Source organism: Delftia sp. SD018 (assembly GCF_017355445.1).
Taxonomy (GTDB): Bacteria; Pseudomonadota; Gammaproteobacteria; order Burkholderiales; family Burkholderiaceae_C; genus Comamonas; species Comamonas acidovorans.
The window spans coordinates 565,112-590,372 of sequence record NZ_JADDRN010000001.1 but is presented as its reverse complement, the minus strand read 5'-3'; the positions used below and the strand labels follow the sequence as shown (position 1 = coordinate 590,372).

Here is a 25,261-nt window from a genome sequence, read left to right as displayed (position 1 = left end):
TCACCAGCCCAGCCAGGCCGCCAGCACCTGGGCGGCCTCGGGCGTGAAGCGGCCCTGCAGCAGCCATTCGACGAGCTGGTCGCGCTCGATCAGCGCAAAGGCCTGGACCTCGCCATCCTGGTTGCCGGGCTCCAGCGCCGGCGGCACGGTGGCGCCGAACCAGTCGATGCGCTCGCGCATGAAGCCCCGGCCCTCGGCCTCGTCGCTGGGGCGCTCGAACAGCACATGGCCGCCATGGCGCAGGCCCTGCAGCTCGGCCACGCGCAGGCCGGCCTCTTCCCAGGTTTCACGCTCCACGGCCTCGGCCACGGTATCGCACGCGGCCACCATGCCGCCCATCAGCGTGTCCCACATGCCGGGGTTGGTGGGCTTGTTGTCGGCGCGCTGCTGCACCCAGATGCGGCCATCGGCCGTCTCGCCCACCAGGTGCACGGCCTGGGTGGCAATGCCCAGCGGGCGCACGGCGCCGCGCTCCACGGTGGCAATGCGCTGGCCCTGGACGTTGCACACGGCCAGTTGCTCGTCGCGCCAGGGGCCGCTGTGGCCCGTGGCACGCAGCACCCGGGCCAGGGCGTTGAGCAGGACCGTGGCATCGCCCTGGCCTTGCAGATGCCATTGGCCGGCCTGCAGGCACAGTGCCACGCCGTGGGCACGCATCACATCGTCCGGCAGCAGCGCGGCCAGGCCGTCTTCCAGCGAACCTGTCTCCTGCCCCACCACCAGCAATGGCCGGCGCGGCTGCAGCGCGGGCTGGCGCGTGTCGGCGCGCAGGCGGTCCAGCCAGGCCTTCACGGCCGGGTCGGCAAGGTGCTTTGACACACTCATGGCAGCAGGATGGTCGAGCCCGTGGTCTTGCGCGCCTCCAGGTTCAGGTGTGCCTGGCGCACCTCGGCCAGCGGATAGCGCTGGTCGATATGGATCTTCACGGCACCGCTTTCCACCACGGCGAACAAATCGTCGGCCATCGCCTGGGTGGCCTCGCGGCTGGTGATGTGGGAGAACAGGGTCTGGCGCGTCACATACAGCGACTTGGCCGCCAGCACGGCAGGAGCGAAAGGCGCCACGGGGCCCGAGGCGTTGCCGAAGCTCACCAACAGGCCGAAGCGCCGCAGGCAGGCCAGCGAGCCTTCCCAGGTGTCCTTGCCCACGCTGTCGTAGACCACCTTCACACCCTGGCCGCCCGTGATCTCCTGCACGCGCTCGGCGAAGTTCTCGCTGCGGTAGTTGATGGCATGGGCTGCACCGTTGGCCAGGGCCAGCGCGCACTTCTCGTCCGAACCTGCGGTGGCGATGAGCTGCAGGCCCAGGGCCCTGGCCCATTGGCAGGCGATCAGGCCCACGCCACCGGCCGCCGCATGGAACAGCACGGCATCACCCGGTTCCAGGCCCTCGACCGGAATGCATTTCTTGAGCAGGTACTGGGCGGTCAGGCCCTTGAGCATCATGGCGGCAGCCGTCTCGAACGCAATGGCCTCGGGCAGGCGGCACACGCACATGGCGGGCATGACGCGCACTTCGCTGTAGCTGCCCGGAGGATTGCTGGCATAGGCCACGCGATCGCCCACGCCCAGGTGCTCCACGCCGGCCCCCACGGCCTCGACCACGCCTGCGCCTTCCATGCCCAGGCTCAAGGGCATGGGCAGCGAGTACAGGCCCGAGCGCTGGTACACATCGATGAAGTTCAGGCCCACCGCATGGTGGCGTATGCGTACCTCGCCTGGCCCGGGCTCGCCCACGGCGACCTGCACCAGCTCCAGGACTTCGGGGCCGCCGTTGTGGCGGATCTGCACTGCAATACCCATGGGAGCACTCCTGCAAAAAGCGACAAGAGCGGCATCGTGCCATGTTTCGGCCCGCCTCGCGGAACACGGCAACGCATGGTCGGCGCAAAGAGCGCGCAACGCCTATAGTGGCGAGCCCGAAAGCCGGATGATCCCGATGAGCCAGCCGCTGAAGCCTTCCACCGCCGCCATCCTGACGCTGCCGCCGCTGCTGTGGGCCGGCAATGCCATCGTGGGCCGCATGGTCCATGACCTGATCTCGCCCTTCGCGCTGAATTTCCTGCGCTGGGCCATTGCCTTCATGCTGCTGCTGCCGCTGGCGGGATGGGTGCTGCGCCGGGACAGCGCCGTCTGGCCGCAGTGGCGCCAGTTCGCGCTGCTGGGATTGCTGGGCATCGGCTGCTACAACGCCCTGCTGTACCTGGCGCTGAAAACATCGACGCCGCTGAATGCCACCCTGGTCGGCTCCAGCATGCCGGTGTGGATGCTGGCCGTGGGCCGCATCTGCTGGGGCATTGCCGTGAGCCGCCGCCAGTTGCTGGGGGCCGCGCTGTCGGTGCTGGGCGTGGCCGTGGTGCTGTCGCGCGGCGATCCGCAGGTACTGCGCCAGCTGCAGCTGGTGCCGGGCGACCTGTTCATGGTGCTGGCCACGATCCTGTGGGCCTTCTATACGTGGCTGCTGTCCAGGACCAGCGTGTCAGGACAGCTGCGCGCGGACTGGTCGGGCTTTCTGCTGGCACAGATGGTCTTCGGCCTGATGTGGTCCGGCCTGTTCACGGGACTGGAGGCCGCATCGGGACATTTTCACCTTCAGGCAGGGTGGCCGCTGCTGGGCGCCCTGCTGTTCATCGCCATCGGGCCAGCCATCCTGGCCTATCGCTTCTGGGGCCTGGGCGTGCAGCGCAGCAGCCCTGCGGTGGCGGGCTTCTTCGGCAATCTGATGCCCCTGTTCACCGCCTTGCTGTCCATTCCGCTGCTGGGCCAGACGCCGCAGCTGTACCACGGGCTGGCCTTCGCGCTCATCGTGGGCGGCATCATGGTGTCTTCGCGCCGGGCATAGCCTTTGGCAGGCCATGCGCCACGGTGCGCACGGGCACCTTGGCCAGCAACTGCTCGAACGCGCGTATGGGCACGGGCGGGCTGAACAGGTAGCCCTGGAAGTATTCGCAGCCGTAGTGCGCGAGCAGGGCGCGCTGCTCCAGGGTCTCCACGCCTTCGGCGATCACATCCAGGTTCAGGTTGCGCGCCATGCCGATGATGGTCTGCACGATCACGTCATCGGTATGGCGCAAGCCCAGGTGGCGCACGAAGGACTGGTCGATCTTGAGCTGGTTCAGCGGCAGCTGGGTGAGATAGGTCAGCGAGGAGTGACCGGTGCCGAAGTCGTCCATGGAAAAGCACACGCCATGGCTGCGCAGCTGCTTCATCTTGTCGATGGACTCCTGCACGTTCTCGATCACCAGCGACTCGGTCAGCTCCAGCTTGAGCAGATGGGGCGCAATGCCGGCATTGCGCACCTGCTCGATGACCTGGGAGGCAAAGTCCTGGTGCCGGAACTGGCGGGCACTGACATTCACGGCCACCTGCAGATGGCGCAGCCGCGCATCCTTTTGCCAGATCGCCAGTTGCTCGCAGGCCGTGCGGATCACCCACATGCCCAGCGGCACGATGATCTCGCTTTCCTCGGCCACGGCAATGAACATGCCGGGCGGCACCAGGCCGCGTTCGGGGTGGCGCCAGCGCAGCAGGGCTTCGGCGCCTATGACCTCGCCGGCCAGCGTGAACTGGGGCTGGTAGTGCAGCTCGAACTGGGACTGCGCCAGGGCCTGGCGCAGGTCGCCTTCCATGCGCACGCGCTGGTGGATTTCCACCTGCATCTGCGGATCGAAGAAGCACAGGCCGCTGCCGTTGCGCGCCTTGATCTGGTACATGGCGATGTCGGCCTGCTTGAGCAGCTCGGCCGCCGACTGCGGCTGGCGGCCGAACAGCGTGGCGCCAATGCTGCAGGCGCTGCGGTGCAGGTGGGCGCCCAGCACATAGGACTGGTTGAGCCGCGCCAGGATCTTCTCGCCAATGCGCTGGGCCAGCGTGGCCGCCTCGGCAGGCTCGTGCGACAGCTCGCAGAGCATGACCACGAACTCATCCCCCCCAAGGCGCGCCACCGTGTCCGAAGATCGCACGGCGCTGCGCAGGCGGTGCGCCACCTGCTGCAGCAGCTGGTCGCCCACTTCGTGGCCCAGCGTGTCATTGAGCATCTTGAACTGGTCCAGGTCCAGGAACAGCAGCGCCCCGGTCCAGCCTTCGCGTGCGGCCAGCACCGTGGCCTGGGCCAGGCGGTCCAGCAGCAGGCGGCGATTGGGCAGGCTGGTCAGCGGATCGTAGAAGGCCAGGCTCTCGATCTCGGCGGTGGCCAGCCGGATATCGGTGACATCGTTGTAGGTGATGACCACGCCGTCCTCGGCGGCCAGCCGTGCCGTCATCTGGACAAAGCGGCCGCTGGGCAGTTGCTGCTCAAAGGGCACGCCAGGCCGCAGCACCAGTTGGCGGTGCAGGTCCTTGGCCTCGTCGGCCTGCGCCGGCGCCGCCGCCAGACCCACGGCGCTGGGGCAGGAATCGAGCAGCGATTGCAGGGGCCGCCCAGGCTCCAGCTGGTCCGCGTGCCAGGGGAACATTTCCTCGTAGCAGCGGTTCCAGCGCAGCACGCGCTGCTGCGAATCCAGCAGCAGAAAGCCGCTAACCATGCTGTCCAGCGCCTGGTCCAGCCACTGCTCGGACCGCTGGGCCTGGCGCCGCGCGGCATGCAGGCGGTCCATGTAGCGGTGCACGGTCCAGCCCAGCACGGCCAGCAGCACGCCGAAGATCATTACGGCCAGCACCATCAGCCAGGCAGCCACGCGCCAGCCGGCCAGCACGGAGGACATGGGCAGGCTGGCCGTGACCCACAGATGTCCCTTGGGCAGCGGATGCGCAGCCACCAGGGCGGGCACGCGGCTCAGGCGTGCGGCCATGTGCATGACGCCGCTGGACGGCAACTGCGACGTCGTCGGCAGCAGCCGCACAGCGGCGACATCGCCATACTGGGGCATGGACAGCAGCAGCTCGCCGCTGCCCTGCTCCAGCGTGACCTCCAGGCCGTCCAGCACGCCGCCCTGGGCCAGCACGGCGCCCAGCGCCGCAGCCGGCACCTGCATCAGCACATAGCCGCCCTGCTCCGCCCGGCTCAGGGGTCGCACAAGGTACAGCATGCGCTCGCCACCCGGCACCTGCGGCGCGACGGAGGGTGGACTTGCCAGCAATTCGGAGCGGCTTTGGCCCGCCAGGCGCTCCCAGGCCTGCGCAGGCAGGTCGATGACCGGGCCATCGCCCGAAGCGGCCAGTTCCCGGCCCTGGATATCGTGCACCGAGGCGCGCTGCGCCAGCGTGTTCTGCCGCACCATGGTGTGCAGCATTTCCTGCAGTTGCGGCTGCGATGCCGATGCGGGGTTGCGCGAACCCAGCAGTTCATCCACGCCCAGCGCCAGGGCATCCAGGGATTCCAGGCTGCGGCTGATGGCCGCCTCGGTGCCCAGCACAAAGCGCACCAGGCGCAGCGAAGCCTCCTCCTGCGCCGTGGTCCGCATGCCGCTGAGCAGCCAGACCATGGCGGCCGCCAGGGCCACCGTCAGCAGCACCAGCATCAGCGCCAGGGTATGGCGCATGCCCGCAGGGCTTGCGGCCGCTGCCGGGCCTGGCGCGCGGACGGGGTCGGCCGCCGCCCAGTCCGTCTGATGGGGCTGGCCCGTCATCTCCGGGCTCCCTGCATGGCGTTTGGAATGGGCAGGCTGCGGCAGGGCCGCTGGCCACGATGCAGGAACGGGACTTTCAAGGCTGCTCCTGCCCATGGACCGCTCGGCACTGCGCAACCATGCAAGGGACCATTTCCCGGGCCTTGCCGGCCCTGGACCCGTTCATGGAGGCAGTGCACCGGCGCATCAGAAGGTTCCTGCGTACAGGCCACCGTCGGGCAGGATGTTCTGACCCGTCATGTAGCCTGCGTGCGCGCTGCACAGGAAGGCGCAGATGGCGCCGAATTCATCGGGCGTGCCGAAGCGGCGGGCCGGCACCTGGGATTGCTGCACCAGGCGCACATCGTCCAGGCTCTTGCCGCTCTTGTTGGCGGCGGCCGTGAAGGTGGTGCGCAGGCGATCGGTGTCGAACTTGCCGGGCAGCAGGTTGTTGATGGTCACGCCCTTGGCCGCGATGCCGCTGCGCGCCAGGCCCGCCACAAAGCCCGTGAGGCCGCTGCGCGCGCCATTGGACAGGCCCAGGATGTCGATGGGCGCCTTCACGGCGCTGGAGGTGATGTTGACGATGCGGCCGAATCCGCGCGCCGCCATGCCGTCCACCGTGGCCTTGATCAGCTCGATGGGCGTGAGCATGTTGGCGTCCACGGCCTTGAGCCAGGCCGCGCGGTCCCAGTCGCGGAAATCACCGGGCGGCGGGCCGCCGGCATTGGTGACGACGATGTCGAAATCCACGCCCGGGCCACCGGCTGCCGACAGCACTGCGGCACGGCCTTCCTCGGTGGTGATGTCGGCCGCCACGGCCAGCACCTTCACCTGCGGCGCCAGGGCGGCGAGGCTGGACGCAGCCTCCTGCAGGGCCTCGGGATTGCGCGCATTGATCACCAGGTTCACGCCCTCTTGCGCCAGCGCCTTGGCACAGCCAAAGCCCAGGCCCTTGCTGGCGCCACATACCAGGGCCCACTTGCCCGCGATTCCCAGATCCATGTCTCACTCCTGAACAAAAAAAGCCTTGCTCGATCCTTGCAGAACGGCAGCGCACATTGTGCGCGAGGCTTCGATGCTTTCACGCCAAACGTGTGAAAACGCGAAAACGCCGGTGCAGGGGAACACAGGCGCATGGGCGGGGCTGCGGGAGCTCCCTTCAGTGCGTGCCGGACCCGTGCTGGCCACGGAACAATCTGTGGTGCAGCCTGCGCAGCGACCACCATACGCCCAGTGCCACCACGGGAATGGCGACGGCGGCCGTGCTCTCCGGCGACCAGGGCCAGCCCAGCGTCTTGGCGCCCTTGGCCAGGTAGCTGATCAGGCCCGTGAAGTAGTAGGTGATGGCGGCCACGGACAGGCCTTCCACCGTGGACTGCAACTTCAACTGCATGTCCTGGCGCTGGTTCATGGCGCCCAGCAACTGCTGGCTGCTTTGCTGCTGCTCGATCTCCACCCGCGTGCGCAGCAGGCTGCTGACGCGCGAGACGCGCTCGGACAGCGCGTTCTGCCGCCGCGCTGCCCATTCGCAGGTGCTGCGCGCCGGCGTCAGGCGCCGGTCCATGAACTCGCGGATGGTCTGTATGCCGTCGATGCGCGATTCCTGGATGTCCTGAATGCGCTTGTCCACCAGTTCGAAATAGGCCGCGCTGGCGGAAAAGCGCGAATGCGTGGTGGCGTACTCGCTCTCCACCTGCCCGGCCAGGCGTGTCAGCCGATCCAGCAGTGCCGGCTCGGCATCGCGGTCGGCAAGACGGATGGAATGGGCCAGGGCCGCCAGATCCCGCTCGGCCGTGGCCAGTACGGCAGCGGCCTGGCGGGCTGCCGGCAGGCCCAGCAGGGCCGCCATGCGGTAGGTCTCGATCTCCAGCAGCCGCTGCACCAGCCGCCCCAGGCGGCGTGGCGACAATGACTCGCCGGCCAGCAGCAGCATGCGCGAGAAGCCATCGGCATGGATGGCGAAGTCCGTGTAGACCTTGCCCGCATCGCCGGCCACGCGCGCACCCACCAGCGTGTCTTCCTGCAGCAGGTGGCGCACCAGATGCGGCTCATTGATTGCCTGCTCCTGCAAGGCCCACAGGTGCAGGCCGCTCAGGCACTGGCCGGGCAAGGCCGCCAGCCAGTCGCGCGGCACGTAGTCGATGGCGGCTTCGGGCTCGCGCACATCGTCCATGCCGGCCTGCGACATGGGCTTGCTGAAGGTCCAGCAGACGAACTCCGTGTGCAGTTCCCAGCGCAGGTGAAAGGCGCCCAGGTCGATCAGCACATGGGTGGTCGCCGCATCGGGCGGCGGCAGGTGGTGGTTGCGCAGCAGGGTGGCCACATGGGCGCGGCTGGCCTCGCGCTGGGCCGCATCGGTGAGCATCACCACGTGGGTGATGGCCAGCGGCGCCTGCATCTCCTCGGCGGGGCGGGCGTGGATCTCGTTGTGCAGCAGCACGCGCTGCGGGTGCTGGGATGACAGTAGTGGGGACATCGTGACCTCGAAAGACTGCGCGCTATTGTGCAGTCACGGGCGCGTCGGCTCCCAGGCATCCGGGATCAACAGCTTTCCACCGGCGTCGCTTGTTGACCAAAAAAAACGGCCCCGAAGGGCCGTCAAGCAACATGGTTGCAACGCTGAGGCGATCAATCCTCTACGAATGCTTCTTCGCGCTTGTTCTTCACTGCAGGCATCAGCACCACCACCAGCAGCACCACGGCGGCGAGCAGCAGGCCGGCCGAGATCGGACGGGTCACGAACACGCTCCAGTCGCCACGCGACAGCAGCAGCGCCCGGCGCAGATTCTCTTCCATCATCGGGCCCAGGATGAAGCCCAGCAGCAAGGGAGCCGGTTCGGTGCCCAGCTTGTGGAACACATAGCCCACGAAGCCGAAGATACCCACCATCCACACGTCCCAGGTGTTGTTGTTGGTACCGTACACGCCGATCGCGCAGAACAGCACGATGGACGGGAACAGCCAGCGGTAAGGCACGGTCAGCAGCTTGATCCAGATGCCGATCAGCGGCAGGTTCAGCACGATCAGCATCAGGTTGCCGATCCACATCGAGGCGATCAGGCCCCAGAACAGCTCGGGGTTGCTGGTCATCACCTGCGGGCCCGGCTGGATGTTGTGGATGGTCATCGCGCCCACCATCAGCGCCATCACGGCGTTGGGCGGAATGCCCAGCGTCAGCAGCGGGATGAAGGAGGTCTGCGAACCGGCGTTGTTGGCCGACTCGGGAGCGCACACGCCGCGGATGTTGCCTTGACCGAAGGGGACTTCGCCCGGCTTGAGCTTGGTCTTCTTCTCGATCGTGTAGGCAGCAAAGGCCGACAGCATGGCACCGCCACCGGGCAGGATACCCAGGGCAGAACCCAGGGCCGTGCCGCGCAGCATGGCCGGAATCATGTGCTTGAAGTCTTCCTTCGTGGGCATCAGGCCCGTCACCTTGGCGGCGAACACTTCGCGCTCGTCTTCAGGCTTGGACAGGTTGGCAATGATTTCGCCGTAGCCGAACACACCCATGGCGATCACGACGAAGTCGATACCGTCGGTCAGCTCGGGAATGTCGAAGCTGTAGCGGGCAACGCCGGAGTTCACGTCGGTGCCGACCATGCCCAGCAGCAGGCCCAGCACGATCATGGCAATGGCCTTGAGCAGCGAGCCCGAAGCCAGCACCACGGCGCCGATCAGGCCCAGGGTCATCAGGGAGAAGTACTCGGCAGGGCCGAACTTGAAGGCGACTTCCGTCAGCGGAGGCGCGAAGGCGGCCAGGATCACGGTGCCCACGCAACCTGCGAAGAACGAGCCTATGCCTGCGGCAGCGAGAGCGGGTCCCGCTCGCCCCTTTCTTGCCATCTGGTAGCCGTCGATCACGGTCACCACGGACGAGGATTCACCAGGCAGGTTCACCAAAATGGCGGTGGTCGAGCCACCGTACTGCGCACCGTAGTAGATGCCGGCCAGCATGATCAGCGCCGCCACCGGAGGCAGGGCGTAGGTTGCTGGCAGCAGCATGGCGATCGTTGCCACGGGGCCGATGCCTGGAAGCACGCCAATGAGCGTACCGAGCAGACAGCCGACGAAGCAGTAGATCAGGTTCTGGAAAGTGAAGGCGACGCCGAAGCCGGTCGCCAGGTTCTGAAAAAGTTCCACGGACGATGCTCCTGCTTAACCGGTGATGAAGCTGGGCCAGACGGGGAACTGAAGATTCAGTGCCCACACGAAGGCCACATAGCTGCCCACAGCAAGGACGGTGGACAGAATTGCCACTTCCTTGAACTTGAAGCTATGACCGCCCAGGCTGGCGATGAACACCAGCGCGTAGATGGCGACGATCAGACCGAACTGGGGAATGCCCAGATTGGGAACGCCGACCAGCAGTACGCCGAACGCGAAGTTCGCAGCCAGGACGAAGAACACTTGCTTCCACGCCCACTTGCCGATCTTGTCACCGCCCGAAGGACCCTTGGTCAGGCCGGTGAAGCAGATGGCCGTGCCCAGAATGGACATCAGCACACCCAGGATCAGCGGGAAATAGCCCGGGCCCATGCGGGCACCGGTGCCGACGGTGTAGTTGGTAGCGCCGATCGCAAAAGCGAGGCCGATAACCAAAAACATCACGCCCGAAAAAAAGTCTTTCTGACTCTTGATTTTCACGAGAATGTCTCCTTACGGAATCACGACCCGGCGATTTTGCGTTCAGAAAAACTGTGTCTGGATGTGGATTCCACCTACAAAGGGCATACCCTCATGTCCTACCCGCATGAATGAAAAAGGGTGCCAGCAGGGGGCACCCGATCCATCCATGTCAAAGGCCTGCGCAAGAGCAGGCACTCACGCTCCAACCCACCAATCGACTGCCCGTCATCCCAGCAAGGGCGTGCTGGCCATGACCTCGTCCAGCGTGGTCACGCCTTCGGCCACGCGCAGGGCACCTGCCAGGCGCAGCGGGCGCATGCCGTCCTGCACGGCCTGGCGGCGCAGCGCATCCATGGAAGGCGAGGTGTGGACCTGCTGCTTGAGCGCCTCGCTCACGGTCAGCAGCTCGTACAGGCCCATGCGCCCGCGAAAGCCCGTCATGCGGCACTCCACGCAGCCCACGGGCTTGTAGGGCTGGTAGCTGCCTGACAGTTTCCAGGGCCGCACGGCCTCGGCCAGCGTGGCGGCCGAGGTCTCCTCGTCGCGCTGCTTGCACTGCGGGCACAGCGTGCGCACCAGGCGCTGGGCCAGCACACCGAGCAGCGTGGCATTGATCAGGTAGGGCGGCACGCCCAGCTCCATCAGCCGGCTCACGGCGCTGGGCGCATCGTTGGTGTGCAGCGTGGAGAACACCAGGTGGCCGGTCAGCGCGGCCTGCACGGCCATTTCGGCGGTGGCCAGGTCGCGGATTTCGCCCACCATGATGATGTCCGGGTCCTGGCGCATCAGCGAGCGCAGTCCCTCGGTGAAGCCGAAGTCCAGCTGAGGCTGCACCTGGGTCTGGTTGAAGCTGGGCTCGATCATTTCGATCGGGTCTTCCACGGTGCTGACATTGACCGCCTCCGTGGCCACCCGCTTGAGCGTGGAGTACAGCGTGGTGGTCTTGCCCGAGCCCGTGGGCCCGGTCACGAGGATGATGCCGTGCGGGCGGCGCACCAGCTCGTTCCAGCGCTGGGCGTCATGGCTGGTGAAGCCCAGTGCATCCAGGTCCTTGACCGTGTTGTCGGGATCGAAGATCCGCATCACCAGCTTCTCGCCAAAGGCCGTGGGCAGCGTGGACAGGCGCATTTCCACCTCGTCACCGCGCGGGTTGCGGGTCTTGATGCGGCCATCCTGCGGGCGGCGCTTTTCCACCACGTCCATGCGCCCCAGCAGCTTCACGCGCGAGACCATGGCATTGAGCACGCCCATGGGCACCTGGTAGACCGGGTGGAGCACGCCGTCGATGCGAAAACGGATCACGCCCTGCTCGCGCCGGGGCTCCATGTGGATGTCGCTGGCGCGCTGGTCGAAGGCGTATTGCCACAGCCAGTCCACCACGCGCACCACGCCCTGGTCATTGGCGTCGAGCTGCTTGCTGCTGTTGCCCAGCTCCACCAGTTGCTCGAAGCTGGCCGCGCTGGCTGCGCCGCCCGCCTTCTCGGCTGCGCGCACCGATTTGGCCAGCGCAAAGAATTCGCCCGTGTAGCGCTTGAGGTCCAGCGGACTGGCCAGCACGCGACGCACCTTGCGGCGCGCCTGGCGCTCGACCTCGGCCACCCAGTCGTCGATGAAGGGCTCGGCCGTGGCCACCACCACTTCCTGCGGCGATACCTGCACGGGCAGCACCTTGTGGCGCTCGGCATAGCTGGCGCTCATGATTTCGCCGACGCGGCCCGCATCCACGCGCAGCGGGTCGATGCGCAGGTAGGCCATGCCGCTGCGGGTTGCCAGGTACTGGGTCAGCTCCTCGATGTCCAGCGCGCGCCCGTCGCCGGCGCGGGCCATGCCCACGTTGGCCAGCCGGACCAGCGGGTGCTGGGTGCTCTCGGCCTGCGAGCAGCGCGCCACGGTGCGCTGGGCCTCTTCGGCCGTGATCACGCCATCGGCCAGCAGCCACTGCACCAGCCTGCGCCAGTCCAGGGGCCCCGAAGGATTGCTTGGAACAACGGCGGGTTTGGGCTGCGTGGTGGAGGTCGGATCGGACATGGCGTTGGGCCGGAAGCTGAACTGCGCCCTATGGTAAGCCTGCCGGCCGCCCTGCCCGGCCAGCCCCGCTCTACCAGGGCCGTTCTACCAGGGCCGCACGAAGATCTTGGGCCAGCGCGTCGTGGGCAGGTCCCAGCGGGCCTGCACCTGGGCGCTGGCAGCCTGCAGCGCGGCGGGGTCGAGCGCGCGCGGCGTGCGCTGGGCCAGCACCACGGTGTTGCCCTCGCGCGTGGGGCGGAAGGCCCACATGGCCTCTTCGCCAAAGGCTTCGGCCATGCGCGCCAGGCTGCGCTCGTAGCTGGAGGTGCGGCCGAACAGGTTGACGGTCATGATGCCGTCCTCGGTCAGCAGATTGCGGCAGTCGGCATAGAACTCGGCGCTGTCCAGCACGGGCGCGGCCGCATCGTGGTCGTAGAGATCAACGGCCAGCGCATCGACCGTGCCCAGCCACTGGCTCTTGCGGATTTCCTGGGCCGCATCGGCCAGCACCACGCGCAGCGTGTCGCTGTCGGGCGGCAGCTTGAACCAGCTGCGGCACACGGCCAGCACCTGCGGGTTCAGCTCGATGGCCGTGGTGCGCATGCGCAGCTTCTTGTGGCAGAACTTGGTGATGGCCGCGGCGCCCAGGCCCAGCTGCATGGCATGGCGGCCGGCCACGCTGGCGGGCTCCATGAACAGCAGCCAGCCCATCATGCGCTGCACGTATTCGAGCTCGATCTCGAACGGCTCGCGTATGCGCATGGAGCCCTGGATCCAGGGCGTGCCCAGGTGCAGGTGGCGCACATCGCCATCGTCGGAGACGCTGACTTCGGGCAGCTCGGCGTCTGCGGCGGTGGTGGCGCTGGAGGAAGAGGATGGGGCTGCCTTGGCGGCGCCGCGGGTCTTGCGTATCACGTCGGGAACAGTCAAAAAATCAGAGCAATTGATGGGCAGCCAGCGCCTCGCGCCAGGCCTGTACCTTGCGCGCGAAACTCCAGCTCGCGTTGGCCGGGCTGGTCGATGGCAGCTTCACGGCGGCCAGGCCCAGGGCCTGCGTGCGGCCGGCGTGCTTGTAGCTCTCGCCACCGTTGTGCAGGGCCAGCGCCAGTCGGGGGCAATGCGTGCGCAGCGCCACGAAATCATTCACCTCGGCCGCGCGGATGGCGCTGTCCAGGCTGCCTTCGCGCTCGCAGCTGGCATACACGTCCCACAGGCCCAGGCCGCGGGCCAGCAGCCATTCGCAGCGGCCCGCATAGTCGTCGCGGCCGGGCTGCGGATGCCCGGGCCACAGGGCCTGGAGCAAGGGCCAGAACTGGTTTTGCGGATGGGCATAGTACTGCTGCAATTGCAGCGATCGCAGGCCCGGAAAGCTGCCCAGCACCAGGGCCCGGGTCCGCGCATCGGCCACCGGCGCCAGGCCCTGCCAGCGCGGGGCGCCGGGGGGCGGCAGGTCGGGAACGGTCAAGGACATGGCCGGCATTGTCGCCCAGCGGTCGCCGGGCTGCTGGCAGCGGGCGGCAAGACCGCTCAGGTTCAGGTTCCGCTCAAGCCTGGTTCAGGCCATGGCGGGCAGGCCTCGCAGCGCGGCACGCGCGTTGCGGCCCGTGGCCTCGGCCAGGGCCTGGGGCGTGATGCCGCGCAACTGCGCAATCACGTCCGCAATGCGTGCCAGCTCGGCCGGCGTGTTGCGGCCCTGGGCCTGGCCCTGGGCACGCTGCCCGGCCGTGGTGTAGAGCCAGTGCGGCGGAATGTCGGGGGCATCGGTTTCCAGCACCAGCGCATCCAGCGGCAGGGCGGCTGCCAGCTCGCGCAGCTTGAGCGCCCGGTCATAGGTCAAGGCCCCGCCAAAGCCCAGCTTGAAGCCCAGGTCGATGAAGGCCTGGGCCTGCTGCACGCTGCCGTTGAAGGCATGGGCAATGCCGCCCGCCACAGGCCGCGCGCGCAGGGTCTTGAGCAGCCGGTCGCTGGATTTGCGCACATGCAGGATGACGGGCAGGTCGAACTCGCGCGCCAGCGCGATCTGCTGCTCGTAGAACCAGATCTGCCGGTCCGCATCCAGCCCGGGCACGAAGAAGTCCAGGCCGATCTCGCCCACGGCCACCAGTTGCGCATCGCCGCGCAACCGCGCCAGCGTCTCGCGCAATGCGGCAATGTCCTGCTCGCGGGCATTGGGCGTGTACAGCGGATGGATGCCCAGCGCATAGCTATCGCCATGGCGCCGCGCCAGCGCCACCACCGCGTCCCAGTGCTCGCGCGCCACGGCCGGAATCACCAGATGCGCAACGCCTGCCTCGGCCGCCTGCGCGCGCACGGCATCGCGGTCGGCATCGAATTCAGGGGCGTCAAGGTGGCAATGGGTGTCTATCCAGGCGGGCATGGCCGCATCATGCCACCGGCCTGCACCCGGCCCGCCAGAGGCAGGCAATGCGAAAACCAAGGGCAAACCCTGGGCTTATTGCGAGCTGGCTCCGTTTGACAAAATCAATACCCGAAACACTTGGCGGTCCATATAAATACATAAAGAAACATTTACATCCCCGCGTCGAGCTCTCGCAACACCGGCAGGCATTCTTTGGAGAGAGGAATTTCCCATGAAGCGCTCAGCATGGAGTCGGATCCTGGACCTGGGTGGCGCACGCCGCCAGGCGGAACTGGATGGGCAGTTGGCAGCCATCCACAAGTCCCAGGCCGTGATCGAGTTCGATCTGCAAGGCCATGTGCTGGCCGCCAACCAGAACTTCCTGGACACCATGGGCTATGAGGAAGGCGAGGTCATCGGCCAGCACCACCGCATGTTCGTGGACCACCAGATGAGCGATTCGCCCGAGTACGCCGCGTTCTGGCAGCGCCTGGGCAGCGGCATCCACGACGCGGGACGCTACCGCCGCATTGCCAAGGACGGGCGCGATGTCTGGCTGCAGGCCAGCTACAACCCCATCTTCGATCGCCATGGCAGGCCCTTCAAGGTGGTGAAGTACGCCACCGACATCACCGAGCAGCAGCGCCGCAACGCCGACGCCGAAGGCCAGCTGGCCGCCATCTCCAAGGTGCAGGCCATCATCGAGTTCGACCTGCAGGGCAACATCCTGCATGCCAACCGCCTGTTCCTGCAGGCCATGGGCTACACGCTGGATGAGGTCGTCGGGCGGCACCACAGCATGTTCGTCCAGCCCCATGAACGCCACAGCCCCGAATATGCGCAGTTCTGGCGCAAGCTGGCCAGCGGCCAGCACGATGCGGGCCAGTACCTGCGCATCGGCAAGCACGGCCGCCAGGTCTGGATCGAGGCCAGCTACAACCCCATCCTCGACGCCGATGGCCGGCCGTTCAAGGTGGTCAAGTACGCCCGCGATATCACGCGCCGCTTCACGGCCGCGCAGACCCTGGGCGAGGCCATGCAGGGCCTGAGCGAAAGCGCCGAGCACGCAGGCCAGGCCAACGAACTGGCACGCCAGGCCTGCCTGGTGGCCGAGCAGGGCGGACGCACGGTGCACGAGGTGATGGGCACCATGGAGTCCATCAGCGCCAGCTCGCGCAAGATCAGCGACATCATCGGCGTGATGGACGGCATCGCCTTCCAGACCAATATCCTCGCGCTCAACGCTGCCGTGGAGGCGGCCCGCGCAGGCGAGCAGGGCCGGGGCTTTGCCGTGGTGGCGGGCGAGGTACGGGCACTGGCACAGAACAGCGCCGCCGCCGCCAAGGAAATCAAGCAGCTCATCCACACCTCGGTGGAGCAGGTGGCACTGGGCGCCAATCAGGTGCGCCAGGCCGGCGGCACCATGCAGGAGATCGTGGACTCCTCCCACCAGGTCACGGCCATCATGGGCGATGTGGTGCAGGCATCCATGGCCCAGTCGGCACGCCTGCGCGAGGTGACGGCCGACCTGACGGCACAGAGCGCGGCCGTCGCGGATGCATCCAGGGAACAGGTGCAGCGCAAGCCGCTGCCGGCATCCATCGTTCCCGCTGCGCCGCAGATCAAGTCGGCCCCGGCAGCGGCCGTGCTGCCCGTTGGTGCCCAGCGCCTGCCGGGCACCTTGCTGCGCATGGCCTGAGGCCAGACTCAGGCCTGCCGGTCAGGCCAGTTGGCCCTGCACCAGGCGCACCATGCGGTCGCAGCGCGCCGCCAGCTGCTCATCGTGGGTGACCATGACGAAGGCCGTGCCATGGCTGCGCGCCAGCTCCAGCATCAGGCGGAACACGGTGTCGGCCGTGCTGCGGTCCAGGTTGCCGGTGGGCTCGTCGGCCAGCACGCAGGCCGGCTGGGTGACCAGGGCACGGGCAATGGCCACGCGCTGGCGCTCGCCCCCCGACAGTTCGGCCGGACGGTGCAGCATGCGTTCGCCCAGGCCCACGGCCGCCAGCATGCGTGCGGCGCGCTCCATGCACTCGGCCCTGTCGTCGCGGCGTATGCGCAGCGGCATGGCCACGTTGTCCTGGGCGCTGAATTCGGGCAGCAGATGGTGGAACTGGTAGATGAAGCCCAGGTGCCGGTTGCGCAGCGCGCCCTGCTTCTGGGCGCTGAGTTCATGCAGGGGCTCGCCCTTGAGGGTGACACTGCCGCTGGTGGGGGCGTCCAGCCCGCCCAGCAGGTGCAGCAGCGTGCTCTTGCCCGAGCCCGAGGCGCCGACAATGGCCAGCGTCTCGCCCGCACGCACCTGCAGGTCGACACCTGCCAGCACCTGCACGTTGAGCCGTCCTTCGGCGAAGCGCTTGGTCAGGCCGCGCGCATCCAGGACCACGGCGCCCTGCTGGGACACTTCGAAACCGGGCATCACATTCACTTCATTCATAGCGCAGCGCCTCGGCGGGGTTCACGCGGCTGGCGCGCCAGCTGGGATAGATGGTGGCGACAAAGGCCAGGACCAGGGAGATCACGGCGATGGGCATGATGTCGCTGTACTGCGGATCGCTGGGCATCTTGCTGATCAGGTAGATGTCCTTGGGCAGGAAGTTGGCGTGCAGCAGGCGCTCGATGGCCGGCACGATGACATCGATGTTGAAGGCGATGCCCAGGCCCAGCAGCAGGCCCGCGAAGGTGCCGATGACGCCCACCATGGCGCCCTGCACCATGAAGATGCCCATGATGCTGGACGGCGAGGCGCCCAGCGTGCGCAGGATGGCGATGTCGGCGCGCTTGTCGGTCACCGTCATCACCAGCGTGGACACCAGGTTGAACGCGGCCACGGCGACGATGAGCGTGAGGATGATGAACATCATGCGTTTTTCCAGCTGCACGGCCGCGAACCAGGTGCGGTTCTGCTGGGTCCAGTCGCGGATCAGCAGGCGGTCGGTGATGGTGTGGGCCAGTTCCATGGCCACGCGCGGCGCCTCGTGCAGGTCCTTGAGCTTCAGGCGGATGCCAGTCGGCCCTTCCAGGCGGAACAGGCGCTGCGCGTCCTCGTAATGCATCATCACCAGGGCCGAGTCGTATTCGTAGTGGCCGGAGTCGAAGGTGCCGACCACATGCATCTGCTTGAGGCGCGGCACCACGCCGGCCGGCGTGACCTGGCCGCCCGGGGCGATCAGCGTGACCATGTCGCCCTGGCGCACGCCCAGCGAGCGCGCCAGCTCCACGCCCAGCACCACGTTGAATTCACCGGGCAACAGGCGCTTGAGCACCTCGGCATTGGTGGCGGCCACATCGGTGACCTCGCCCTCGCGCGCCGGATCGATGCCGCGCACCAGGGTGCCCTTCATGTCCTCGCCACGCGCCAGCAGCGCCTGGGCCGCGACGAACGGGGCAGCGCCCAGCACGTCGGGGTTGGCGCGCGCCTCGCGCATGGTGCGCTCCAGATCGGGCAGCGCCGCACCCTGGGGCGCGAAGATCTCGATGTGCGAGACCACGCTGAGCATGCGGTCGCGCACTTCCTTCTGGAAGCCGTTCATCACGCTGAGCACGATGATCAGCGCCGCCACACCGAGGGCGATGCCCAGCATGGAGACGCCGGAGATGAACGAGATGAAGCCGTTGCGGCGCGTGGCACGCCCCGCCCGGGTGTAGCGCCAGCCGACGGCCAGTTCGTAGGGAAATTGCATGGGCATGCATTGTGTCATCGCCCACAGGCCCTGCATGGCGGCAGGCTTTGCCGTCGGCGTGTCAGCGCCGGTGCCGTCCGCGGTCCACACGCGGCAGGGCGTCGTAGCGGCCCTCTGCTTCCAGCGTCAGCGCATGGCGCTGCAGCCTGGCCAGCAAGGTATCGAATTGTGCGAGCTCCTCGTCGCTGAGCACGGACACCAGGTCCAGATGGATCTGGGCCATGCGCGGCAGGATCAGGCCGTACATGCGCCGCCCCTCGGCGGTCAGCGACACGGCCACGCGGCGGCGGTCGCCGGGCATGGGGCTGCGCTGCACCCAGCCCTTTTCCTCCAGCCCGCTGAGGGCGCGCGAGGTGCGTGCGCGGTCCAGCTGCGCGCGTTCGGCCAGCTCCGACGACAGCAGGCCCTCGTTGGCAGCCACCGTGGCCATCACGCCCCACTCGCGGCGCGTGATGCCGAAATGCGCCTCGCACATGCGCATGGCCACGCCGCCCGCTGCACCGAAGTAGCGGTTGATGCGAAACAGCAGCATCTGCTGGATGGAGGTGGGAGCGGGACGGGTATTCACGGGGAACAGTTGATTAGATCAATTGCTGCGGGGACTTCTACAGTGGCCCCGTCCGGAAAGGAGACAACGGGAGCCACCGTCCGGAGCCGGCCTGGGGATTCTCGCAAAGCCCGGCGCCCCCGCAGCGCAGAAAGTTCACCACCATGTTTTCCCTGTTCCAAGCCACCCATGCCTTGCGCAGCCCGCTGCTGCGGGCCGGCCTGGCCCTTCTGCTGGGCCTGGGCTCCGGCGCTGGCGCCCGGGCCGATGCGGCCGCCGATGCCGCGGCCTGGCCCGCCAAACCCGTGCGCATCGTCGTCGCCTTCGCGCCCGCCGGCGCTGCCGACATCCTGGCGCGCAGCCTGGGCGAGGTACTGCAGCGTGAACTCAAACAGCCCTTCGTCGTGGACAACCGGCCCGGCGCGGGCGGCAACATCGGCACCGACAACGCGGCCAAGGCGCCCGGCGACGGCTACACGCTGCTGGTCGGCATCGACACGACCTTCACCGTCAATCCCTTCATCTACAAGAGCATGCCGTTCAAGGGCACGGACCTGCGTCCCGTGATGATGATCGCCTCGCAGGGAATGATGGTGGCCGTGAATCCCCGCACCGGCCTCAGGACCCTGGACCAGTTCATCGCCCAGGGCAAGAGAAGCGGCCTGACGCTGGGCTCGGCCGGCTACGGCACGCCGGGCCACCTGGCCTCGGCCATCCTCACCCATGCCACGGGCGCCAAGGTCAGCCACGTGCCCTACAAGGGCAACGCCCCGGCCAGCACGGCCGTGCTGGCGGGCGAGGTGGACGGCGGCATCATCAGCTCCTCGGCCATGCTGGGCCAGGTGGCGGCCGGCAAGGTCGTGCCGCTGGCCGTGACCACGCGCCAGCGCAACCCGCTGGTGCCCGGCGTGCCCACCGTGGGCGAACTGGGCCACAAGGACCTGGAGCAGGAAGTGCTCTTCGCCCTGTGGGTGCCTGCCGCCACGCCCGAGCCCCTGGTCGCAAGAATCCAGTCCGCGCTGGAAAAGGCCATGAAGGATCCGGCCCTGCGCGAGCGCATGCGCGCCAACGACCTGTACTACGAAGGCCTGACCGGCCCGGCCGCCGCCGAACGCATACAGGCGCTAGCCGACCGCTACCGGACCGTGATCCAGTCCACCGGAATGAAGATGGAATGAGCGCCGCCGCTTCCCGTCCACGACCCTGCACAGAGCGCATGTCCATGTCCCGTCCCAATATCCTCTTCATCGTGGCCGACGACCTCGGCTATGCCGACCTCGGCTGCTACGGCGGTCGCGCGGCCGACTTCGGAGCGGTGTCCCCGGTGCTTGACCGCCTGGCCGCCGGCGGCCTCAGGCTCACCCAGGGCTATGCCAACTCGCCCGTGTGCTCTCCCACGCGCTTTGCCCTGGCCACGGCGCGCTACCAGTACCGCCTGCGCGGTGCGGCCGAGGAGCCCATCAACAGCAAGACACGCGGCACGCCGCTGGGCGAGAAGCTGGGCCTGCCGCCGGACATGCCCACCGTCGCCTCCATGCTCAGGGATGCGGGCTACCGCACGGCGCTGATCGGCAAATGGCACCTGGGCTACCCGCCGCACTTCGGCCCGCTGCGCTCGGGCTACGAGGAATACTTCGGCCCCATGTCGGGCGGCGTGGACTACTTCACCCACCTGAGCAGCTCGGGCCAGCACGACCTGTGGGTGGGCGAGGAGGAGCACCATGACGAGGGCTACCTGACCGACCTGCTGTCGCAGCGCAGCGTGGACTTCGTCCACCGCATGGCCCAAGGCGATGCGCCCTTCTTCCTGAGCCTGCACTACACGGCGCCGCACTGGCCCTGGGAAACGCGCGATGACCGCAGCACGGCCGAGGCGCTGGGCGCAGGCATTGCCCACCTGGACGGCGGCAACATCCACCAGTACCGCCGCATGATCCACCACATGGACGAAGGCATAGGCTGGATCGTCGAGGCGCTGCGCGCCAACGGGCAGCTGGACAACACCCTCATCGTCTTCACCAGCGACAACGGCGGCGAACGCTTCTCCGACAACTGGCCCCTGGTCGGCGGCAAGATGGACCTGACCGAGGGCGGCATACGCGTGCCCTGGATTGCGCACTGGCCGGCCGTCATCGCACCGGGCCGCAGCAGCCCCCAGCACTGCATGAGCATGGACTGGTCGGCCACGGTGCTGGATGCCGCCGGCGTGCAGGCGCCAGAGGGCCATGCGCTGGACGGCATCTCGCTGCTGCCCGTGCTGCGCGCCGAAGATGCCGAATTCCCGCGCACCCTGCACTGGCGCATGAAGCACCGGGGCCAGCGCGCGCTGCGCGATGGCGACTGGAAGTACCTGCGCGTGGACGGCATCGACTACCTGTTCGACCTTGCGGCCGACGAGCGCGAGCGCGCCAACCAGGCAGTGCGCGCGCCCGAGCGTCTGGCCGCCATGCGCAGCGCCTGGGAAGACTGGAACCAGGGCATGCCGCCCATCCCCGAGGACGCCACGGTCAGCCTGGTCTCTTCGGCCCGGGACATGCCCCAGCGCTGAACCGCGCTCCAAGGGGAAAAACGAAGGCGCCGGCACTGCGGCACCCCATGCCCGACAATAGCGGCCATGCTTTTGACCGCGCCCCTGGTGTCCTCCACCCAAGCCCCGCTGGAGGAAACGACCGAATGGATCATTCCCTATGCCGGCGGTCCGTCCTCGGATGCAGCGGATGACGCTGCCGTCGCGGCCGTCTGGGGCGGACTGGAGTTGCCCCATCTCCAATCCCTGCTGGCGTTGATGCAGCCCGCGCCCGCACAGACCGGCACGGAGATGGATTTTTCTCCCCCCCACGAACGCGCCCTGGCGCGCTCGCTGGGCCTGCCCGATGCGCCGGGCCTGATTGCCTGGGCCGCCTGGCAGGCCGGTGAGACAGCGCAGGCCTGCGCCTATGTCACGCCCTGCCACTGGCACATAGGCGCAGACCAGGTGCACCAGAGCGATCCCGCCACCACACCCCTCAGCGATGAGGAATCCCGCCAGCTGCTGGCCCTGCTGGCGCCCTGGTTCGCTGACGACGGCATCGTGCTGGAGTACCAGCAGCCGCAGCGCTGGCTGGCGCGCGGTGCGCTGTTCGATGACCTGGCCACGGCCTCCATGGACCGCGTCATCGGCCGCGACGTGCGGCCCTGGCTGCCCGACGCGCAGCAGGCACGCGCCCTGCACCGCCTGCAAAGCGAGGTGCAGATGCTGCTCTACACCCATGTCTTCAACGACGCCCGCGCCGCGCGCGGCCAGGTGCCCATCAACGCCTTCTGGGTCCACGGCGCCGGGCGCCTGCAGCCCGGCACGGCCACCGGCGCCAAGGCCGCCGTGCAATGCCTGGACGACCTTCACTCCGCAGCCCTGCAGGGCAACCCCGCTGCGTGGCGCGAGGCGTGGAAGGCGCTGGACGCCGGGCTCATCGCCCGCCTGCTGGAGCGCGTGCGCGCAGGCCACCCACTCACGCTGACGCTGTGCGGCGAACGCCATGCCATCGCATGGAGCAGCCGCCCGCCGCGCTGGCTGGACAGGCTGACGGGCCTTTTCGGCCCCCGCGCCCTGCCCGACCTGGGCCGCATGCTCTGACACATTGCCCATGAAAATCATCCCCCGCGAGATCCCTGCGCAGCAGGCCTCGGCACTGCGCCAGGCCGGCGTCCACCCTCTGCTGGCCCAGCTCTACGCCGCACGCGGCGTGTGTTCCGCCGACGAACTGGACGACACGCCTGCGCGCCTGCTGGCCCCCTCGGGCCTGCTGGGCATGGAGGCCGCCGTGCGGCTGCTGGCCGATGCCATAGAGCGCGGCCTGCGCCTGTGCATCGTGGCCGACTACGACTGCGACGGCGCCACCGCCTGCGCCGTAGGCTGGCGCGGCCTGCGCATGCTGGGCGCGACCGAGGTCAGCTACCTGGTGCCCGACCGCGTGGTGGACGGCTACGGCCTGACGCCGCCCATCGCACGCCGCGTCAAGGAAACCGGCGCCGAGGTGATGGTCACCGTGGACAACGGCATTGCCAGCGTCGAAGGCGTGGCCGAGGCCAAGGCCCTGGGCCTGCAGGTGGTAGTCACCGACCACCACCTGCCCGGCAACCACCTGCCGCTGGCCGATGCCATCGTCAACCCCAACCAGCCCGGCTGCAGCTTCGAGAGCAAGTCCATGGCCGGTGTCGGCGTGATGTTCTACGTGCTGCTGGCCCTGCGTGCCGAGCTGCGCGCGCGCGGCCGCTTCGACAAGGCCAGCCAGCCCCGGCTGGAGGCCCTGCTGCCCCTGGTCGCCCTGGGCACGGTGGCCGACGTGGTCCGGCTGGACGCCAACAACCGCCGGCTGGTCGCCCTGGGCCTGAAGCAGATCCGCCGGGGCCAGATGCAGCCGGGCCTACTGGCCCTGTTCGAAGCCGCTGGCCGCAAGGCCTTTGCGGCCACCACGTTCGACTTCGGCTTTGCCCTGGGCCCGCGCATCAATGCCGCAGGCCGGCTGTCCGACATGACCATCGGCATCGAGTGCCTGACCACGGACGATGCGGGCCGCGCCGCCAACCTGGCGCAGATGCTGGACGCCATCAACCGCGAACGCCGCGAACTGGAAGGCGGCATGCGCGAGCAGGCCCTGCTCATGGCCGAAGGCCTGTGCGAGGACGGCATGACGCCGCCGGCCGCCATCAGCGTGTTCGACCCCGACTTCCACGAGGGCGTGGTCGGCATCGTGGCCTCGCGCATCAAGGACCGCATGCACCGGCCCAGCTTCGTCTTCGCCGCCAGCGGCGCGCCGGGGCACGAGCATGAACTCAAGGGCTCGGGCCGCTCCATTCCCGGCTTTCACCTGCGCGACGCGCTGGACCTGGTATCCAAGCGCCACCCGGGCCTGCTGCTGCGCTTTGGCGGCCACGCCATGGCGGCCGGCTGCACCATTGCCGAGGCCGGTTTCGCGGTGTTCGAGAAGGCCCTGGCCCAGGTAGCACAGGAATGGCTGGACGCGGCCACGCTGACGCGCCGCATAGAGACCGACGGACCGCTGGACCCGGATTTCCGCAAGCCCGAAATGGTCGAGCAGCTCAATCTCGCGGTCTGGGGCCAGGGCTTTGCCCCGCCCACCTTCAGCGAACAGCTGGAAGTGCTGTCACAGCGCCTGGTCGGTGAAAAGCACCTGAAACTGCAATTGCGCCATCAGGGCGAAACCGTGGACGGAATCTGGTTCGGCCATACCGACCCGCTGCCGCCATCGGCCTGCATTGCCTTTCGCATGGACATCAATGAATGGCGCGGAGAGCGCAAGGTGCAATTCCTGATCGAGGGAGTGCATTCGGACGCGTCCTAGAGACCCGGGGCGCCATTCACGGTGCCCCTCGGTTAATATCCCCGGTTTTTGCAACAAATTATTGCAAATTCATTCCAAGAAAACCGGGGAAATACTCATGACCTCTCGCCTGTGGCCTTGCACGGCCATTGCCATTACCCTGGCCGCCGGCCTTTCCGGCTGCTCCACCACCGAGCAATCGCGCACGCTTGAAACAGCCAAGCCCGCCTCTGCATCCAGCGCCTATCAAGGCCCGCGCAGCCCCATTTCCGTGGGCAAATTCGACAACCGCTCCAGCTTTCAGCGCGGCATTTTCTCGGACGGCGTCGATCGCCTCGGTGGCCAGGCCAGAACCATCTTGGTAACCCACCTGCAGCAAAGCGGCCGATTCAGCGTGCTGGACCGCGACAACATGTCCGAGACCCGCCAGGAAGCGGGCTTCAACAAGCAGGAGCAAGCGATCAAGGGCGCCACCTACGTCGTGACCGGCGACGTGAGCGAGTTCGGCCGCAAGGTGGTCGGGGACCGCCAGTTCTTCGGCGTGCTCGGCCGTGGCAAGGAGCAGGTGGCCTATGCCAAGGTCAGCCTGAACATCGTCCGGGTGCAGACCTCCGAAGTCGTCTATTCGGTGCAGGGTGCCGGCGAATACAGCCTGTCGAACCGCGAAATCGTGGGATTCGGCAGCACGGCCGGCTATGACTCCACGCTCAACGGCAAGGTACTGGATCTGGCCATCCGCGAAGCCGTGGACAAGCTGGCGGCCGGCATTGACAGCGGCGCATGGAAGCCCGCGCAATGAAGCGCCCCGTCCATTCGGCAACGGCCCTGGCCGCGCTGGCCATCTGCGCCACGTTGGCCGGCTGCGCCGCGCCGCGCCAGCCGCTGTATGCCTGGAATGACTACCAGCCCCAGGTCTACCAATACCTCAAGGATGACGGCAGTACCGGCGCCGAGGACCAATTGCTCAAGCTGGAAGAAGCCCGCCTGAAGGTACAGGCCGAGGGAAAGGCACTGCCGCCCGGCTACCGCGCCCATATGGCCATGCTCTATTCCCGGACCGGCAACAACGAAAAGACGGTGGAGCAACTGGCCGAGGAAAAACAGCATTTCCCAGAGTCCGCCACCTTCATGGACACGCTGCTGCAAACCTTCACGGCCCGCAAGAATTGA

22 protein-coding genes are annotated in these 25,261 nt (G+C 67.8%); 8 read left to right on the top strand and 14 right to left on the bottom strand.

Translation table 11 applies throughout. From position 1 onward, the window contains the following. Together INR38_RS02680 and INR38_RS02675 are read right to left on the bottom strand one after the other, a co-directional pair. Complete coding sequence (locus tag INR38_RS02680) at nucleotides 1-825, bottom strand: NUDIX domain-containing protein (protein ID WP_123690533.1); 825 nt, start codon at nucleotides 823-825, stop codon at nucleotides 1-3. Next, the gene (locus INR38_RS02675; RefSeq protein WP_207442106.1) at nucleotides 822-1,802 is read right to left on the bottom strand and encodes a quinone oxidoreductase; all 981 of its coding nucleotides are present in this window, start codon (nucleotides 1,800-1,802) and stop codon (nucleotides 822-824) included. The genes INR38_RS02680 and INR38_RS02675 overlap by 4 nt, the downstream gene beginning before the upstream one ends. Nucleotides 1,803-1,938: 136 nt before the next feature. Between INR38_RS02675 and INR38_RS02670 the strand changes: the two genes are divergently transcribed. Continuing rightward, nucleotides 1,939-2,841: a DMT family transporter gene (locus tag INR38_RS02670; RefSeq protein WP_207442107.1), complete on the top strand. Its 903-nt coding sequence runs from the start codon at nucleotides 1,939-1,941 to the stop codon at nucleotides 2,839-2,841. Here INR38_RS02670 and INR38_RS02665 read toward each other — a convergent pair. From INR38_RS02665 to INR38_RS02625, 9 genes are all read right to left on the bottom strand, one after another. Further along, complete coding sequence (locus INR38_RS02665) at nucleotides 2,816-5,566, bottom strand: EAL domain-containing protein (RefSeq protein WP_207442108.1); 2,751 nt, start codon at nucleotides 5,564-5,566, stop codon at nucleotides 2,816-2,818. The genes INR38_RS02670 and INR38_RS02665 overlap by 26 nt on opposite strands. A gap of 186 nt (nucleotides 5,567-5,752) precedes the next feature. Beyond that, entirely contained in the window at nucleotides 5,753-6,550 is a 798-nt protein-coding gene (locus tag INR38_RS02660; RefSeq protein WP_199960315.1) for an SDR family oxidoreductase, read from the bottom strand. 157 nt (nucleotides 6,551-6,707) lie between these two features. Then, the gene (locus INR38_RS02655) at nucleotides 6,708-8,024 is read right to left on the bottom strand and encodes a DUF3422 domain-containing protein (protein ID WP_097201498.1); all 1,317 of its coding nucleotides are present in this window, start codon (nucleotides 8,022-8,024) and stop codon (nucleotides 6,708-6,710) included. 152 nt (nucleotides 8,025-8,176) lie between these two features. Further along, the gene (locus tag INR38_RS02650; RefSeq protein WP_012207191.1) at nucleotides 8,177-9,688 is read right to left on the bottom strand and encodes a tripartite tricarboxylate transporter permease; all 1,512 of its coding nucleotides are present in this window, start codon (nucleotides 9,686-9,688) and stop codon (nucleotides 8,177-8,179) included. A 15-nt stretch (nucleotides 9,689-9,703) separates the two neighbouring features. Beyond that, nucleotides 9,704-10,192 (bottom strand): tripartite tricarboxylate transporter TctB family protein, encoded by a 489-nt coding sequence (locus INR38_RS02645; RefSeq protein WP_013800891.1) that lies wholly within the window; start codon nucleotides 10,190-10,192, stop codon nucleotides 9,704-9,706. A 207-nt stretch (nucleotides 10,193-10,399) separates the two neighbouring features. Then, nucleotides 10,400-12,202, bottom strand: a complete 1,803-nt coding sequence (locus tag INR38_RS02640) for a GspE/PulE family protein (RefSeq protein WP_012207193.1) — start codon at nucleotides 12,200-12,202, stop codon at nucleotides 10,400-10,402. 84 nt (nucleotides 12,203-12,286) lie between these two features. Beyond that, nucleotides 12,287-13,096 carry a spermidine synthase gene (locus tag INR38_RS02635; protein ID WP_043782785.1) on the bottom strand — a complete coding sequence of 270 codons (810 nt, stop codon included), beginning with the start codon at nucleotides 13,094-13,096 and terminating at the stop codon, nucleotides 12,287-12,289. A gap of 19 nt (nucleotides 13,097-13,115) precedes the next feature. Next, complete coding sequence (locus tag INR38_RS02630) at nucleotides 13,116-13,661, bottom strand: DNA-deoxyinosine glycosylase (protein ID WP_013800888.1); 546 nt, start codon at nucleotides 13,659-13,661, stop codon at nucleotides 13,116-13,118. 75 nt (nucleotides 13,662-13,736) lie between these two features. Beyond that, nucleotides 13,737-14,558, bottom strand: coding sequence for a TatD family hydrolase (locus tag INR38_RS02625; RefSeq protein WP_207442109.1), 822 nt, complete (start codon nucleotides 14,556-14,558; stop codon nucleotides 13,737-13,739). Between the two features lie 214 nt (nucleotides 14,559-14,772). Between INR38_RS02625 and INR38_RS02620 the strand changes: the two genes are divergently transcribed. Then, nucleotides 14,773-16,239: a methyl-accepting chemotaxis protein gene (locus INR38_RS02620; RefSeq protein WP_207442110.1), complete on the top strand. Its 1,467-nt coding sequence runs from the start codon at nucleotides 14,773-14,775 to the stop codon at nucleotides 16,237-16,239. 21 nt (nucleotides 16,240-16,260) lie between these two features. Here INR38_RS02620 and lolD read toward each other — a convergent pair whose 3' ends face one another. The 3 genes from lolD to INR38_RS02605 all read right to left on the bottom strand — a co-directional run bounded on the left by lolD (nucleotide 16,261) and on the right by INR38_RS02605 (nucleotide 18,755). Further along, on the bottom strand, nucleotides 16,261-16,977 hold the full coding sequence (gene lolD / locus INR38_RS02615) for a lipoprotein-releasing ABC transporter ATP-binding protein LolD (RefSeq protein ID WP_013800885.1): 717 nt from the start codon (nucleotides 16,975-16,977) through the stop codon (nucleotides 16,261-16,263). Beyond that, the gene (locus INR38_RS02610; RefSeq protein ID WP_043796595.1) at nucleotides 16,970-18,223 is read right to left on the bottom strand and encodes a lipoprotein-releasing ABC transporter permease subunit; all 1,254 of its coding nucleotides are present in this window, start codon (nucleotides 18,221-18,223) and stop codon (nucleotides 16,970-16,972) included. The genes lolD and INR38_RS02610 overlap by 8 nt, the downstream gene beginning before the upstream one ends. 61 nt (nucleotides 18,224-18,284) lie before the next feature. Further along, the gene (locus tag INR38_RS02605) at nucleotides 18,285-18,755 is read right to left on the bottom strand and encodes a MarR family transcriptional regulator (protein WP_034396824.1); all 471 of its coding nucleotides are present in this window, start codon (nucleotides 18,753-18,755) and stop codon (nucleotides 18,285-18,287) included. 179 nt (nucleotides 18,756-18,934) lie between these two features. Between INR38_RS02605 and INR38_RS02600 the strand changes: the two genes are divergently transcribed. The 6 genes from INR38_RS02600 to INR38_RS02575 all read left to right on the top strand — a co-directional run bounded on the left by INR38_RS02600 (nucleotide 18,935) and on the right by INR38_RS02575 (nucleotide 25,261). After that, a complete protein-coding gene (locus INR38_RS02600) occupies nucleotides 18,935-19,948 on the top strand; it encodes a tripartite tricarboxylate transporter substrate binding protein (RefSeq protein ID WP_207442111.1) in 1,014 nt (337 codons plus the stop codon). A 44-nt stretch (nucleotides 19,949-19,992) separates the two neighbouring features. Beyond that, nucleotides 19,993-21,318: a sulfatase-like hydrolase/transferase gene (locus INR38_RS02595; RefSeq protein ID WP_207442112.1), complete on the top strand. Its 1,326-nt coding sequence runs from the start codon at nucleotides 19,993-19,995 to the stop codon at nucleotides 21,316-21,318. A 66-nt stretch (nucleotides 21,319-21,384) separates the two neighbouring features. After that, nucleotides 21,385-22,383 (top strand): phosphoglycerate mutase, encoded by a 999-nt coding sequence (locus INR38_RS02590; protein WP_207442114.1) that lies wholly within the window; start codon nucleotides 21,385-21,387, stop codon nucleotides 22,381-22,383. A 10-nt stretch (nucleotides 22,384-22,393) separates the two neighbouring features. Then, nucleotides 22,394-24,112 (top strand): single-stranded-DNA-specific exonuclease RecJ, encoded by a 1,719-nt coding sequence (gene recJ, locus INR38_RS02585; RefSeq protein ID WP_043825009.1) that lies wholly within the window; start codon nucleotides 22,394-22,396, stop codon nucleotides 24,110-24,112. A gap of 97 nt (nucleotides 24,113-24,209) precedes the next feature. After that, nucleotides 24,210-24,890 carry a CsgG/HfaB family protein gene (locus tag INR38_RS02580; RefSeq protein ID WP_013800879.1) on the top strand — a complete coding sequence of 227 codons (681 nt, stop codon included), beginning with the start codon at nucleotides 24,210-24,212 and terminating at the stop codon, nucleotides 24,888-24,890. Then, on the top strand, nucleotides 24,887-25,261 hold the full coding sequence (locus tag INR38_RS02575) for a DUF4810 domain-containing protein (RefSeq protein ID WP_012207206.1): 375 nt from the start codon (nucleotides 24,887-24,889) through the stop codon (nucleotides 25,259-25,261). The genes INR38_RS02580 and INR38_RS02575 overlap by 4 nt, the downstream gene beginning before the upstream one ends.